Here is a 13817-nt window from a genome sequence, read left to right as displayed (position 1 = left end):
CACAACGGTGAGGTTGCCCGCCGTGAGGAAGTAGGGCGACGCAAACGAGAGGTAGACGACGAGGAGCACGACCACGCCGGCGAGGGTAGCCTCGCGTGCCCCGACGATCTTCCGAACTCCGAGGCGGAATCTCTGGCCGGGCGTCATGCGTTCCGGCACCGGCAGTCCCGCACCAGGGCCAGCCGAGGCCCGGTCTTTCTTGGCGGTCACTTCGTTGATAGTCATGAAACGTCTCCTTCGACTCCTGTTGCCATCGCCATCACGCGCTTCTCTGTCGCGTCCGCGGCGTTCAATTCCCCGACCCCGTATCCCTCACGCATCACGACGATGCGGTCGGCGATGCCGAGCACCTCGGTGAGTTCAGAGGAGATCACGAGCACCGCGACTCCCTCTGCTGCGATCGTGCGGATCAGTTGGTAGATCTCTGCCTTCGCTCCGACATCGACGCCACGCGTCGGTTCGTCGAGGATCAGGATGCGCGGCTTGCGCGCGAGCCAGCGGGCCAGCACGACCTTCTGCTGGTTTCCGCCACTCAGCGTGCCGGCGGCGACGTCGATGGCCGACAGCCGAAGCCCGAGCTGGCTCGAGTGATGAGCCGCGAGATCCCGGTCGCGCCGACGCGACACGATCGACAGGCGGCTGATCGCGGGAAGGGATGCCGAAGAGATGTTCTCCCGAACGGGAAGCCCCAGAAAGAGTCCCTGGTGTTTGCGGTCCTCCGGAACGAATCCGATCCCCGCATCCATGGCCTCGGTCGGAGTGCGAAGGGCCAGGGCCTTCTGGGATACCAGGATCTCGCCGCCGCTCCGTTTCGCAGCTCCGAAGATGGCGAGGGCGGCATCGCTGCGACCCGCCCCGATGAGCCCGGCGAGCACCAGGATCTCGCCCGGACGCACGGCGAAGCTCACGTCGTGCAACAGATCTCCGGAACTGAGGCTCTTCACCTCGAGCGCGGGGGCGGCAGTCTCGTCCAGCGGCACGGACCGAACGCCGTAGAGATCGACGAGCTCTCGCCCGACCATCATCTGCACGACGTCGTTGGGAGTGGTGGTGCTGGCTTCGCACACTCCGACGACGGCCCCGTCACGCATGACGGTGATCCGGTCGGCGATCTCGTAGATCTCTCGCATGCGATGCGAGACGTAGATGACGCTGACCCCGTTGGACCGCAGTTTGCGAACCAGTTCCAGGAGCGTCTCGACCTCTTCCTCGGTGAGGGAGGAGGTGGGCTCATCCATGACGACGATGCGGGCATCGACCAGGAGCGCCTTGGCGATCTCGACCATCTGGCGCAGAGCGATGTTCAGATCGCCGACGAGTTGCCGCGGTGAGATCGTGACACCGAGGCTGTCCAACAGGGCGGCAGCGCCACGCTCCATCGCGCGGAAGTCCACGAGGCCGAAGCGGTTCTTGATCTCTCGACCGACATAGATGTTCTCGGCAACGCTGAGGTCGTTGGCGAGGTTGAGCTCCTGGTAGATGACGGCGATGCCGCACGCCTGGGAGTCGCGCGGCGCCTGGATGTCGCGCACCACTCCGGAGACCTCGATGGTGCCCTCATCGGCGCGGGCCGCACCGGCGAGGATCTTGAGCAGCGTGCTCTTGCCGGCACCGTTCTCGCCGACCAGGGCCATCACTTCGCCGGGTTGCACAGAAAGATCGACGTCGCGGAGGGCGGTCACGCCCGGATATCGCTTGACGATACCGCGCATCGAGATGAGCGCTGGCTCGGTCATGGCCACTCCTAAAACTTCGTTGTTGAAAGGGGGTGCGGGGCCGACCGTAATCGGCCCCGCCAGTCTGCGCTAGTGCGCGGTCTTCAGGAACTCGTCCAGCGTGTCCGGTGTGACGGTGACGACTCCGGTGTCCACGGTGAAGTTGTCCTTCAGCTTGGAGGTCTTGCCGTGGAAGTCGGCAAGGATCTGCAGGGCCTGGGCGGTCATGCCGAACGGCTTCTGCGAGATGAGCGCGTCGACACACTTACCCTTCATGCCGTCGATGCCCTGGGGCACCACGTCGAATCCGACAGCCTTGACCGTGCCGCACTTGTTGCCCGACTTGAGGGCGCCGGCGATTCCGGGAAGGTCGGATCCACCGATGCCCACCATGCCGGCGAGATCGGGGTTGGCCTGGAGGATCGTCTCGGATGCCGACTGGGCGGTGGCGATGGATTCGCCGGAGACCTCGGTAGCGACGAGCTTGATGTCCGGGTACTTGGCCAGAGCCTTCTTGACGCCGGTGAGGCGCTGGTTGAGGTTGACCGCGCTCAGGCTGCCGATGACCACGGCGACCTTGCCCTTCTTGTTGATGCTCTTGGCGAGGGCTTCTCCCGCCTGCTCTCCCGCCGCCACATTGTCGGTGCCGATGTAGCCCATCACCTGGCTGTTCGGCACGGGGCCGTCCCAGGCGATGACCGGGATGCCGGCCGCGCGAGCCTTCGCGATGTCGTCGATCACGCTGGCGGGGTCGTTCGGCGAGATCGCAATGCCGGCGGGCTTGGTGGCGAGGATGGAATCGAAGATGGCCACCTGTGCGGCGGCATCGTCGGTGTCCGGGCCGAGGAACTTCGCGGTGACGCCGAGCTTCTTCGCCTGATCTTCCATTCCCTTGCGCGCATCGACCCAGTACGGGTTGTTGAGCGACTTCGGGAGGAAGACGTAGACGGGCTTGGAATCGGACTTCGCCGTGGTTCCCCCGGTGGTCGCCGCGGTGCTGCATCCGGCGAGGGCGAGGGTCGAAACTGCCAGAAGGGCCGTAGCCAACAGGACTTTTCGCATTACTACTCCTTTGTAATCAGTGCAAACGATGGTGGAACTGTGTGTGTGGATGGGACTGTGATGGATTCTCGGATGCGGGGGGGCTATTCGCGTATAGGCGAGCTCCCCCGCAGGATCGACACGGCATCGGCGAGCGTGCCTTCATCGCCCACATTCCCGGCGAAGACGACGTAGGGCAGTCCTTCCAGACCGCGCTCGCCTTCCCCGTCGTTGAGCCAGACCGAGACGATTCCGTCGAAAAGTTGTCCGGCCACGAGCGCCCGCCGGATGCCGAGACCCTCGGTGGCGATATCGCTCGAGGTGATTCCGCCCTTGGCGAGCACCCACTTGAGCGGCACGTCCTTGACGACCCGACGGGTCAGGTCCACCAGTGCCCGGGACACGGTCTGGGCGATCACGAGGCTGGAATGTCCGCTGTCACCGGTGATCTGGCGACGACTCGACACCAGCAGCGCATCAGTTCTGCGCAGAGCGGCCGTGAGCGCGACCGAGCAGCGCTCCACCTCGGCTTCGGCCTGGAGCGGGTCGAGCAATCGGGGCACGTCGAGCTCGACGGTCTCGATCTCCGGGAGCCGGTCGGTGAGGCAGGCGACCTGTCTCGACGTGAGCTCCACGTGCGAGCCGACGACGACGAGGCCGTTGCCCGACCTTTCCCCGACCGCGAAGATCTCCGCGTGCGAGAGCGGCTCGCGTCCGGCCATTCCGAGCCGGGAGGCCACGAAAGAGGGGCCGGTGCGGCACAGCACCCGGGCTCCGGACTGCTCGGCCAGCAGCAGACCAAGGGTCACGACGTCGAGGTCGCTGTCGTCGAGGGCGTTGATGATCACCGGTACGGCTCCCGAGCAGGAGAGGATGATGTCCCGAACCCGCTCCGGTCCGCCGACGCGGATGTCCTCGAGACTCAGGCTCCTGACATCACCCGCTGCAATGCGTCCGTCGGTCTTCTCCTCCACATAGTCGCGGATGTCCGAGCTGTGAAAACCGAAAGTCGCGTCGCGGGCGTAGCTGGTCTGGCCGACGGGAACGAAGGCGTGACCCTCCTGCACGTAGTGCACGTCGGAGGCGGTCACCCGACCGGCGGCGATGTAGGCCGGCGCGATCAGCAGGGCGTCGTAGGGCCGACCTTCCTGCGCTCCCATGTCGAGGAGAACATCGGTTTCGAGGGGGTAGTGGCCCCGCAGGGTCGAGTCGCTGCGAGTGACGAGAGAGTACTGCAGGTCGAGATCAGCCGCGACGCGGTCGATCACCGCCGCGACCTCGCGCATTGTCGAGGTCGCCTCTGAGTCGTTCAGCCCTCGCGTGTTGGTGAGGATGAAGAATCCACTCGACGGCTGCGCGAATGCCCAGCGCAGGTCATCCGGGGTCCAACGGGTGAGCACCGGCACTCCCTGAACCGACTGGCTGCCCGTGGGATCGTCGTCGAGGAAGATCACCCGGGTACCCGACGCGACATTCGCCTCGCGGATCTTGAGCCGGGCATCGTCGATCACCAGCGGAGCGGGTGCGAGAGTGCGCAACGCCGACATCTCGGTGGGCGCGCCCGTCTCGGCAGGCAGGGTCATTTGGCGAGTTCCGCAACTCGCTCGGCGAGGTACTCGACGCCCATGCGCGGGCTGGACAGGACGGGCAGACCGGTCTTCTCCCGAAGCGTCTCGGCGAGTCGACCCATCGATGCCTGTGCGAGCACGATCGTGTCGACGTTCTTCGCCAGGTCGACGGCTTGCTCGATGACCATCGCGTCGTGCTGCGGACGATCGCCGGACATCAGCACGTCGAACGCCCCGGCGCAGAGGCGCTGCTCGATCTGCACCTCTCGGCCGAGCTCGTCCGCCTTGAGCTGGATGAGGTCGGAGGTGGGGCCAAGCGTGGTGGGAACAGTCGCGAGCACGCCGATGCGAGTGCCTCGGCTCGCTGCGAGAATCGCCATCGCCTCGTCGATCTTGACGACCGGCGTGTGCACATTGCGAGCGGCAACGTCGAGCGCCGGGCCGAGGGACGAACACGCGGAGAAGATGATGTCTGCTCCGGCCGCTTCGGCGGCCTGGGCGAGGTGCACCATCCGCTGCTCGCTGCTGGCTGAGATGCCCTGCTCTCGCACGACCGTGGCCAACACGTCGGAATCGACGAAATGCATCACTTCCGCTCCGGGAAGGAGTTCGGCGATCAGCTCGTTGATGACGGGCTCCACCGAGACGAAGACAAAGCTGGTGTGCAGAACCGCGATCTTCTGAGGCACGTTGATCTCTCCTTTGAGGTATGACGCTAGACGTCAGATGACTTATCATTCAATACAGATCGTTGATTGTCAACTCCAATCCCCAACACAGTCCCTCGAATGAAATGAGAACTCGTGCCCACCAGTCCCACCGTCGCACTGAACAACGGAATCGAGATCCCCCAGCTCGGCTACGGGGTCTACCAGATCGCTCCGGAAGACGTTCGCGGGGCGACCCTCGCGGCGTTCGAGGCCGGATACCGCCACATCGACACCGCTGCCGCCTACGGCAATGAGGCGGGCGTCGGTGCGGCCATTCGAAGCAGCGGCCTGCCCCGCGACGAGATCTTCATCACGACCAAGCTCCGCAATGCCGACCAGGGATACGAGAGCGGGCTCGCCGCGTTCGAAACGAGCCGTCGCGCTCTGGGAGTCGACGTGGTCGACCTCTACCTGATCCACTGGCCTTACGGGCTGCACGATCGCTACGTGGACACCTGGCGCGCGCTCGAGAAGCTCTACGCCGAGGGCGCCGTGCGCGCGATCGGGGTGTCCAATTTCCTCGAGCCGCACCTCGACCGCGTCCGGGACGAGGGCACAATCGTGCCGGCGGTCAACCAGTTCGAGATCCACCCGAGCTTCCAGCAGTCGGCACTCACCGCGACCTCGCTCGAGCGCGGCATCGCCGTCGAGGCCTACAGCCCCCTCGGCCAGGCGAAGGACGTGGATGACCCGACGGTGCGTGCCATCGCCACCTCACACGGGAAGACCCCGGCTCAGGCCATCCTCCGCTGGCATGTGCAGCAGGGATTCATCGTGATTCCGAAGACAGTGACGCCGCACCGCGTCCGCGAGAACATCGATATCTTCGACTTCGAACTCAGCGCGGGCGAGATGCAGCAGATATCCGGTCTCGAGGCCGGGTTGCGCACGAGTGGCGATCCGGCGACCTTCGACTTCTCGCAGTCGTAACGGGCAGGGCAAGGCGGGCGGGCTGGCGAACGGGCTAGGCCTCCCGCCCGGCGAGTGTCCCCAGCGTGGCCCGCGCGAACTCCTCTGTTGTCCGCGACCAACTCTCGATCAGTCCGGCAAGGTTCTCCCCGTCGGCGCGGAGCGGGGTGATGCTGTCCTCCAGAGTCCGCAGTATGCCGGTGCGCAGTTCCGTGTTGATGTTGATCTTGCCGATGCCGAGTCCGACCGCCCGGGTGAGGTCCTCCGCGCCCAGCCCGGATGCACCGTGCAATACGAGCGGGACCGTCGAGACGGCGGCGATGTCGCGAAGCACGTCCCAACGGATTCGCGGCTCCCCCGAATAGCGTCCGTGCACGTTTCCGACCGCGACGGCCAGCAGTTCTGCTCCACTCCGGGAGACAAACTCCGCCACGGCACCCGGTGACGTGGTGTCGCCGGCCTCCACCGCGAAGGCCCGGTCTTCATCCCCCGCGAGGCCACCGAGCTCCGCCTCGATCACCACGCCCGGGTCTGCGATGGCCGCGCGAACGGTCGCGACAAAGCGCACATTTGCGTCGAAATCTCTCGATGAGCCATCAGCGAGCACACAGTCAGCGCCAGCCTCGACGCCCGCGACGATGGCGTCCAGGTCGTGGGCGTGGTCGAGTTGCACGCACACCGGAACGGCCGCGCGATCGGCCAGCTGGCGGAGGGCGGACAAGAGTCGCGCCCCGAATGGCGCAGAGGCCGTTTTCGGGGCGACGAGCAGGATGATGCCCTCGCCGCAGTCCTCCGCCGCGGAGACGAGCGCCAACGCCGTCGTGAAGTCGTAGCAAGTGAAGGCGGGAACTGCGCCACCGCGGGCGTGGACGGCAGTGACGAGTGAATCGAGCCTGGTGCGCACGGTCGGCTCAGCTCGAGTGGCGCGTGGGCGCCATGACACGGATCACGGCTGAATCATCCGCCGTGCCGAGTCCCTGTGCCTGGGCGATGAGGTAGAGCTGCTCGGCCGCCGCCGCCAGCGGGGAGGGCAGTCCGGCCGCTCGCACCGCGTTGCCGACGATCCCCATGTCCTTGACGAAGATGTCGAGGCGGCTCAGCACCTCCGCACCCCCCTCGTCATAGGCCTCGAGCATCCGCGGACCACGGTTGGAGAGCATGAAGGATCCCGCCGCGCCCGCTTCGAGGGCGCGCAGAGCCTTGTCCGGATCCAGGCCGAGCCTGTCGGCGAGCGCGAGAGCCTCGGCGGCGGCGGCAATGTGCACGCCGCAGAGGAGCTGGTTCACGGTCTTCATCGCCTGACCGTCACCGGGCGCGTCGCCGACGATCGTGAGGGTCGATGACAGGGCTTCCAGCACCGGTCGCACACGAGCGAGCACGGCGGGTTCGGCACCCACCAGGATCAGCAGGTCGCCCTCTCGCGCCCGAACCGGACCGCCCGAGAGAGGTGCATCCACAAAACCGATGCCCATTTCGGCGAGCCGCTCCGCAGTGACGGGGATGGCACCCGTGCCGACCGTGCTCGTGAGGATCACCACCGAACCCGGAGCCATCACCGCGGCGACGCCCTCGGCGCCGAAGAGCACCTCTACGAGCTGTTCCTCGTTGCGCACAGCCAGCAGCACGATGCCGCTGCCGGTGCAGGCCGACCGCGCCGAATCGAAGCGCTCGACCCCCGCCGATGCTGCGAGATCACGGCGTCCCTCGTTGATGTCGAAGCCGCGAACCGCGAATTCGGATGACAGTCGGGCAGCCATCGGCAACCCCATCGCCCCCAGCCCGAGCACGGTGACGATGGAGTCCGCGGATGCGGCGGGAGGAGTTTGCGACATGGTTGGCAACTTTCGCATCGGGAGTTCTGACGACTCCGGAACACTTCGACTAAGATTCGAAGCTCGTCAGACATCTTATATTTCCCCATGCCGGCGTGCGATGAACCCCGTAGAATTCCGTTCAGGTATTCTCACATCGACCTCTGGAGGACACGCTGGCTCGTCAGTCACTGGTTGCCATGATCTCCGACGACCTGCTCGCCCGTATCGTGTCCGGCGAATTCGCCCCGGGATCCACCCTCCCCGGGGAGCAGGACCTCGTCGTGAGGCACGAGGTCAGCCGGATGACCGTGCGCGAAGCAGTCAAGACGCTCGAGGCGATGGGAGTCGCTCGCATCGAACGCGGCCGGGGCACTTTCGTCAACCCATTCAACCGGTGGACCTCGATGGAGGCCGTGCTCCGTGCCACGTCCACGGGCGAGAACGATGCATCCGCCTCCATCCAACTCATCGAGCTGAGGCGGATGCTCGAGACCGGCGCCGCCGAACTGGCGGCCGAACGCATCTCGGATGAAGAGCTCGACTCGCTGCGCGAACACCTCGCGGCGATGCGCGCCGCTCACGAGGCTCGGGACGTCGGCAGTTTCGTCGAAGCCGACCTGGCCTTCCACGATGTGATCCTGCACGCCTCGGGAAACGTCTTCCTCGCCGTGCTGTTCGAACCGCTGTCGCGAATTCTGGCGGCGCGCCGCACCCAGACTTCGCGGGTGCCGCAGATCCAGGTGAACGCGATCGCGGAGCACGGGCATATCGTCGAGGCGCTCGCATCGCATGACCCCGAACGGTCACGGCAGGCGATGGACAGCCACATGGCCCAGACGCTGAGGGACCTCACCACCTACGTGCTCAACGCTTAAGCGGGGCCCGTGCCCCGTTGCGCAGCCCGCTCGCTGTACGCGTGCTCCTCGTGCTCCCGCCACTCGAATGTCTCGCTGTAGTGCGCGTGGAGTTCGGCCGGGTCATCCCACACGAAGAACGCCCCCGCGTTGAAGAGCTCTAGCGCGCCCGTTCCGCCGGATCGCAAGGCGACGCACTGCACCCCCGCTCGCGCCGCGGCCTCGACATCCCAGAGGGAGTCGCCGACGAAGACGGCCTCGCACGCATCGACACCGGCGCGTTCGAGAGCGATCTGCACGATATCCGGCGCCGGCTTGGCCACGTCGACGTCTTCGGATGATGTCGTCACCGAGATGAAATCGTCGACCTTCAAGGCCTCGCGAAGGATCTCCAACTCGTCTTCCGGCGCGGATGTCGCGAGCACTGCCGTGTGCCCCCGGCGAGCCACCTCCGCGATGAGTTCGCGCGCACCGGAGAGCGGCCGCAGTTCCCGGCTCAGCTCGGAATAGAAGCGGCCGTGGAGCTCTGAGGCACGGTCTCCCCACTCCGCTGCCCGATCGGCCAGCAGTGTGCGCAGCAGCAGGGACGAATCCATTCCGATTCCCGCGTGGATCCGCCAGGAATCGACCGGCTGGCCGAGTTGCGCGAATGCGTGCGACCACGCCCGGACATGCAGGTAGTTCGAGTCAACGAGGGTGCCGTCGACATCGAACAGCACAGCGCGAGTCGTCATGCCTTCACCTCTCTCTTTTCCCTCCACACGGTAGGGGTAATCGCCTGCCCCGCACCAGCCATAGACAGCGCCCCCGAGCGGTGTACGCCCCCGGACGGCGTCGAGGTCAACCCCCCTCCTCCCGAGGAGATCGACGCGTACCTTTCAGATCAACACAGTCCGTCGACTCGGGAGAACTACTCATGAAGGCACTCACCTACCAGGGCAAGCGATCGGTGTCGGTGGAGGTAGTCCCCGACCCCACAATCCAGCAGCCCACAGACGCGATCGTGCGGATCACCTCGACGGCGATCTGCGGATCGGACCTGCACCTCTACGAACTGTTCGGACCCTACCTCGACACGGGAGACATCCTGGGCCACGAGTCGATGGGGATCGTCGAGGAGGTGGGGAGCGCGGTCACCTCGCTCAGGGTCGGCGATCGCGTGGTGGTCACCTTCAACATCGCCTGCGGTCAGTGCTTCATGTGCCAACGCGGACTCCAGTCGCAGTGCGAGACCACCCAGGTGAAGGACAAGGGCTCGGGCGCAGCGCTGTTCGGCTACACGAAGCTCTATGGACAGGTGCCCGGCGGACAGGCCGAGCTGCTGCGGGTGCCGCTGGCAGATTACAACGCGGTGAAGGTGGGCACCGAGCTTCCCGACGAACGATATCTCTTCCTCAGCGACATCCTGCCGACCGCCTGGCAGGGAGTGAAGTTCGCGGCTGTGCCGGATGGCGGCACCCTCGTCGTCTTCGGGCTCGGCCCGGTCGGGCAGTTCGCCACCCGGGTCGGCAAACACCTCGGCTACGACGTGATGGCGATCGATCCCGTTCCGGAACGCCGCGCGATGGCGGAACGGCACGGCATCGCCACCTTCGACCTCACGGACACCGTGCTTGCGGAGTTGCGTGAGCGCACAGCCGGGCGCGGGCCGGACTCGGTGGTCGATGCGGTCGGGATGGAAGCCCACGGGGCGGGGTTGACCGCGTTCGCCCAGGCCGCAACCGGCATCCTTCCGAAGGGCATCGCGCGGGCCGCCATGAACACGGTCGGAGTCGATCGCCTCTCGGCGCTGCACCCGGCGTTGGATCTGGTGCGTCGGGGCGGCACCGTCTCGCTCAGCGGCGTCTACGGCGGCGAGGCCGACCCCATGCCGATGAAGTCGATGTTCGACAAAGGCCTCACCCTTCGCATGGGTCAGTGCAACGTGCGCCGCTGGATCGACGACCTCATCCCCCTGGTGGAGGATCCGGCGGATCCCCTCGGAGTCTCCGATCTCGTCACCCACACCGTGCCCCTCGACCGTGCGCCGGAGATGTACGAGACCTTCCAGAAAAAAGAGGACGGCTGCATCAAGGTCGTGCTGAAGCCGTGAATGCGACCGACAGCGCCCTCACCCGGTGGGTCGAACTGGACGGCACCCGGCGCATCCTGCCTCTCGTTTCGCCGCTGACCGTGGTCGGTGCCCTCGAGTTCGCGCGGTCCTTCCCCTCGACATCCACTGCCGGCATGGCTGACACGCGAGAATCCTGGGAGCTGTTGGCCACCCTCGCCTGTGCGGATCTCGGCGCGGCACGAGCGATCGAACCGCATCTCGACGCGCAGTCCATTCTTCGCGACGCGAGAGCGAGCGGGTTCGAGATCCCCTCCGAGCCGGCCGGGGTCTGGGGAGTGTTCGCGGCCGAAGGCGGCCAGGATCCACTCGAAGCAACCCTGTCCGACTCGGGATGGATGCTGCGGGGCACGAAGCCGTGGTGCTCCCTCGCCGACCGAATCGACCGGGCGCTCGTGACCGCCTCGAGTCCGGATGGCGCTCGCCGCCTGTTCGCAATCGACCTCGGCCACGCGGGGGTTACGGTGCAACCGGGTGCCTGGCATGCGCGCGGACTGGCGGAGATCCCGAGCGGCCCGGTGCGGTTCACTGCGGTGCCCGCGGAGCCGGTGGGCCCTCCCGGGTGGTACCTGCAGCGGGTCGGCTTCGCGTGGGGAGGAATCGGTGTCGCGGCCTGCTGGTTCGGCGGCGCCGTCGGCATCGCCCGCTCCCTGTTCGACGCCCTGGCCCTCACGGATGCCAGCGCGCTTCAGCTCGCCCATCTGGGCGCAGTGGATGAGCTGGTCGAGAGCGCCCGCCTCTCGCTCAGCGCAGCCGCCAGCATCGTGGATGCCGAACCGGTTCCGCCCCGGGAGGCCGCGTCGATCCTGGCCAAGCGGGTGCGGGCTACGGTCGCGCGCTCCTGCGAAGACATCATCCTGCGATCCGGCCACGCTCTCGGCCCCTCCCCCCTCGCCCTCGACCCGGTTCACGCGAAGCGGGTCGCCGATCTCCAGCTGTACATCCGCCAGCATCACGCCGAGCGCGACCAGGCCTCACTCGGATCGGCCATCCTCGCCGGTGGTGGAGCTCCGTGGTGACCTTCGATGCGGCGGAAGCCGGAACCGCTGCGGAGAGCTGGAGCGACGACCCTCGCCTGCGGTCGCTCGCCCCGCTCGATCTCTCGAGCGCCTCGGCTCTGGTGATCGTCGCCGCTCATCCCGACGACGAGACTCTCGGCGCGGGGGGTCTCATCGCCATCGCCGACAACCGGGGCATCCCGCTCACGGTGATCGTCGCCACGGACGGAGCGGCATCCCACACCCACACGCCAGAGGACCACGCCACCGACCTTCGGCAGGCACGAGCGGAGGAGCTTCGATCCGCCCTGGACATCCTCAGTCCCGCCGCGCAACTGCTGCTGCTCGGCCTGCCGGACGGACGGGCCCGGGAGAAGCGCGAAGAACTCGGGGCCCTTCTCCGCACGGCGCTGGCGGAGATGCCGCCGGGAACACTGGTGGTGGCGCCCTGGCGGGGTGACGGTCATCGGGACCACCGTGTCGTCGGCGAAGTCGCGGTGGAGGTCGCGAGTGCGGCGGGGCTCGACTTTCTCGAATACCCGATCTGGATGTGGCACTGGGGCACAGCCCAAGACCCGACGATCCCCTGGCCCCGGATGGTCGGGCTCGAACTGCCCGAGGAGGTGCGGGGACGCAAGAATCGTGCGATCGCCGAGTTCCACACCCAGGTCCAGCCCGCTTTCGGGCTGCCTCCGGTGCTCCGGGCCGATTTCCTCGAGCATTTCCGTCAGCGCACGGAGGTGTATATCGACAGTCGCGGAGTCTCGCTCGATGCCTCGTACTTCGAGGATCTCTACGCCCGTCGCGCGGACCCCTGGCGTCTCGCGAGTCGATGGTACGAGACGCGCAAGCGATCCATCACCGTCGCCTCCCTTCCCTCCCCCCGGTATCGGCGCGGCCTGGAGATCGGATGCTCGATCGGCATGCTCACGCGGGATCTCGCGCCGCGCTGCGACAGCCTCCTCGCCGTGGATATCGCGGCCGGAGCGCTCGAGCGCGCCCGGGAGCGACTCCGGGAATTCCCCCAGGTCACCTTCGCCGAGCTCGATGCCAGCACCGACTTCCCGCCGGGGCGGTTCGACCTCATCGTCGTGAGCGAGGTGGGGTATTACCTGTCCCGGAGCGACCTGATCGCGCTGTTCTCCACCGCCGCATCCCGCCTCTCTCCGGGAGGGGTGATCGTGTTGTGCCACTGGCGCCATCCCGTTTCGGACTATCCACTGCGCGGCGACGAGGTACACGAGATCATGAGAGCCACCACCGCGCTCTTCCGAACCGTCCGGCACGAGGAGAGCGACTTCATCCTGGAGCTGTACGGCACCGACGCAGGCTCAGTCGCCCAGCACGAAGGGCTCGTACCGTGACGATCGAGGCACTCGCGGTGGTGATCCCGGCTCGGAACGAGTCCGCACTGATCGCCCGGTGCCTGCATTCCGTCCAGCGCGCGATCGATCACCTCCGTGCCCATTCCTCGGCCGCCGCAGTGAGGATCTCCGTGGTGGTCGTGCTCGACAGCTGCAGCGACGACACCGCCGATCTCGTGAGATCCTTCGACCGCGTCGACGTGATCGAGATCGATGCCGCGTCAGTGGGGGTGGCGCGTTCGGTGGGCGTTGCCTCCGCGCTGGCGCGCTCGGGTGTCGATCCCGATCGCGCCTGGATCGCCAACACCGACGCCGACTCCACAGTGCCTCCGCAGTGGCTCGCTGAGCAGTTGCGACTCGCGAACTCGGGAGCGGATGTCGTGGTCGGCACCGTATCCCCCGTGATGACCGACCTGTCCGAAGATCTCGTCACGGCGTGGACCCGGGTTCGCGCGAGACGGAGCGCCGCGGGTCACGTCCACGGTGCGAATCTCGGCTTTCGAGGCCGCAGCTATCTGAGCTCGGGCGGATTCCGGCCAGAGATGGTGCACGAAGACGTCGGCCTGGTCGCGCGATTCACCGCCATCTCCGCCGCCGTGCGCAGCTCGCCGGACATCGATGTCGAGACCTCTGGACGACGCGCCAACCGGGTGCCGGGCGGATACGCGTCCTACCTCCACGACGGGATCCTGCTGAGCGCCTCCCTCTCGGAGGACCTCACGAGTTGAGCGCAT

The 13817-nt window shown here is 66.7% G+C and carries 14 protein-coding genes; 6 read left to right on the top strand and 8 right to left on the bottom strand.

Annotated features, from left to right (window positions below):
• From VLI63_RS14005 to VLI63_RS13985, 5 genes are all read right to left on the bottom strand, one after another.
• Nucleotides 1–225 (bottom strand): hypothetical protein (locus tag VLI63_RS14005; protein WP_409157475.1); only part of this gene is annotated, 225 nt, incomplete at its 3' end.
• Complete coding sequence (locus VLI63_RS14000; RefSeq protein ID WP_409157474.1) at nt 222–1736, bottom strand: sugar ABC transporter ATP-binding protein; 1515 nt, start codon at nt 1734–1736, stop codon at nt 222–224. The genes VLI63_RS14005 and VLI63_RS14000, both read right to left, overlap by 4 nt.
• Nucleotides 1737–1805: 69 nt before the next feature.
• Entirely contained in the window at nt 1806–2777 is a 972-nt protein-coding gene (locus VLI63_RS13995; RefSeq protein ID WP_409157473.1) for a sugar-binding protein, read from the bottom strand.
• Nucleotides 2778–2860: 83 nt separating this feature from the next.
• The gene (locus VLI63_RS13990; protein WP_409157472.1) at nt 2861–4339 is read right to left on the bottom strand and encodes a four-carbon acid sugar kinase family protein; all 1479 of its coding nucleotides are present in this window, start codon (nt 4337–4339) and stop codon (nt 2861–2863) included.
• Nucleotides 4336–5013 (bottom strand): aspartate/glutamate racemase family protein, encoded by a 678-nt coding sequence (locus VLI63_RS13985; RefSeq protein WP_409157471.1) that lies wholly within the window; start codon nt 5011–5013, stop codon nt 4336–4338. Before VLI63_RS13985 ends, VLI63_RS13990 begins: the two co-directional genes overlap by 4 nt.
• A gap of 114 nt (nt 5014–5127) precedes the next feature.
• Here VLI63_RS13985 and VLI63_RS13980 point away from each other — a divergent pair, with 114 nt between their 5' ends.
• Entirely contained in the window at nt 5128–5964 is an 837-nt protein-coding gene (locus VLI63_RS13980) for an aldo/keto reductase (RefSeq protein ID WP_409157470.1), read from the top strand.
• A gap of 34 nt (nt 5965–5998) precedes the next feature.
• On the opposite strand, the gene VLI63_RS13975 is transcribed toward VLI63_RS13980, so the two are convergent.
• Together VLI63_RS13975 and VLI63_RS13970 are read right to left on the bottom strand one after the other, a co-directional pair.
• Nucleotides 5999–6847, bottom strand: a complete 849-nt coding sequence (locus tag VLI63_RS13975) for a class II fructose-bisphosphate aldolase (protein ID WP_409157469.1) — start codon at nt 6845–6847, stop codon at nt 5999–6001.
• A gap of 7 nt (nt 6848–6854) precedes the next feature.
• A complete protein-coding gene (locus VLI63_RS13970; protein ID WP_409157468.1) occupies nt 6855–7775 on the bottom strand; it encodes an NAD(P)-dependent oxidoreductase in 921 nt (306 codons plus the stop codon).
• A gap of 155 nt (nt 7776–7930) precedes the next feature.
• Here VLI63_RS13970 and VLI63_RS13965 point away from each other — a divergent pair, with 155 nt between their 5' ends.
• Nucleotides 7931–8632: a FadR/GntR family transcriptional regulator gene (locus VLI63_RS13965; RefSeq protein WP_409157667.1), complete on the top strand. Its 702-nt coding sequence runs from the start codon at nt 7931–7933 to the stop codon at nt 8630–8632.
• Here VLI63_RS13965 and VLI63_RS13960 read toward each other — a convergent pair.
• A complete protein-coding gene (locus VLI63_RS13960; protein WP_409157467.1) occupies nt 8629–9345 on the bottom strand; it encodes an HAD family hydrolase in 717 nt (238 codons plus the stop codon). The genes VLI63_RS13965 and VLI63_RS13960 overlap by 4 nt on opposite strands.
• Before the next feature lie 182 nt (nt 9346–9527).
• Here VLI63_RS13960 and VLI63_RS13955 point away from each other — a divergent pair, with 182 nt between their 5' ends.
• Genes VLI63_RS13955 through VLI63_RS13940 form a run of 4 tightly spaced genes read left to right on the top strand, consistent with a single transcriptional unit; the run spans nt 9528 to nt 13811 of the window.
• Nucleotides 9528–10703, top strand: coding sequence for a zinc-dependent alcohol dehydrogenase (locus VLI63_RS13955; RefSeq protein WP_409157466.1), 1176 nt, complete (start codon nt 9528–9530; stop codon nt 10701–10703).
• Nucleotides 10700–11740 carry an acyl-CoA dehydrogenase gene (locus VLI63_RS13950; protein ID WP_409157465.1) on the top strand — a complete coding sequence of 347 codons (1041 nt, stop codon included), beginning with the start codon at nt 10700–10702 and terminating at the stop codon, nt 11738–11740. The genes VLI63_RS13955 and VLI63_RS13950 overlap by 4 nt, the downstream gene beginning before the upstream one ends.
• The gene (locus tag VLI63_RS13945) at nt 11737–13083 is read left to right on the top strand and encodes a PIG-L family deacetylase (RefSeq protein WP_409157464.1); all 1347 of its coding nucleotides are present in this window, start codon (nt 11737–11739) and stop codon (nt 13081–13083) included. Before VLI63_RS13950 ends, VLI63_RS13945 begins: the two co-directional genes overlap by 4 nt.
• Complete coding sequence (locus VLI63_RS13940; protein WP_409157463.1) at nt 13080–13811, top strand: glycosyltransferase; 732 nt, start codon at nt 13080–13082, stop codon at nt 13809–13811. The genes VLI63_RS13945 and VLI63_RS13940 overlap by 4 nt, the downstream gene beginning before the upstream one ends.
• Nucleotides 13812–13817: the final 6 nt, after the last annotated feature.

Source organism: Lacisediminihabitans sp. H27-G8 (genome assembly GCF_046156175.1).
In the GTDB taxonomy this organism is placed as follows: Bacteria; Actinomycetota; Actinomycetes; order Actinomycetales; family Microbacteriaceae; genus Lacisediminihabitans.
This window is presented reverse-complemented; position numbering and strand designations above follow the sequence as displayed.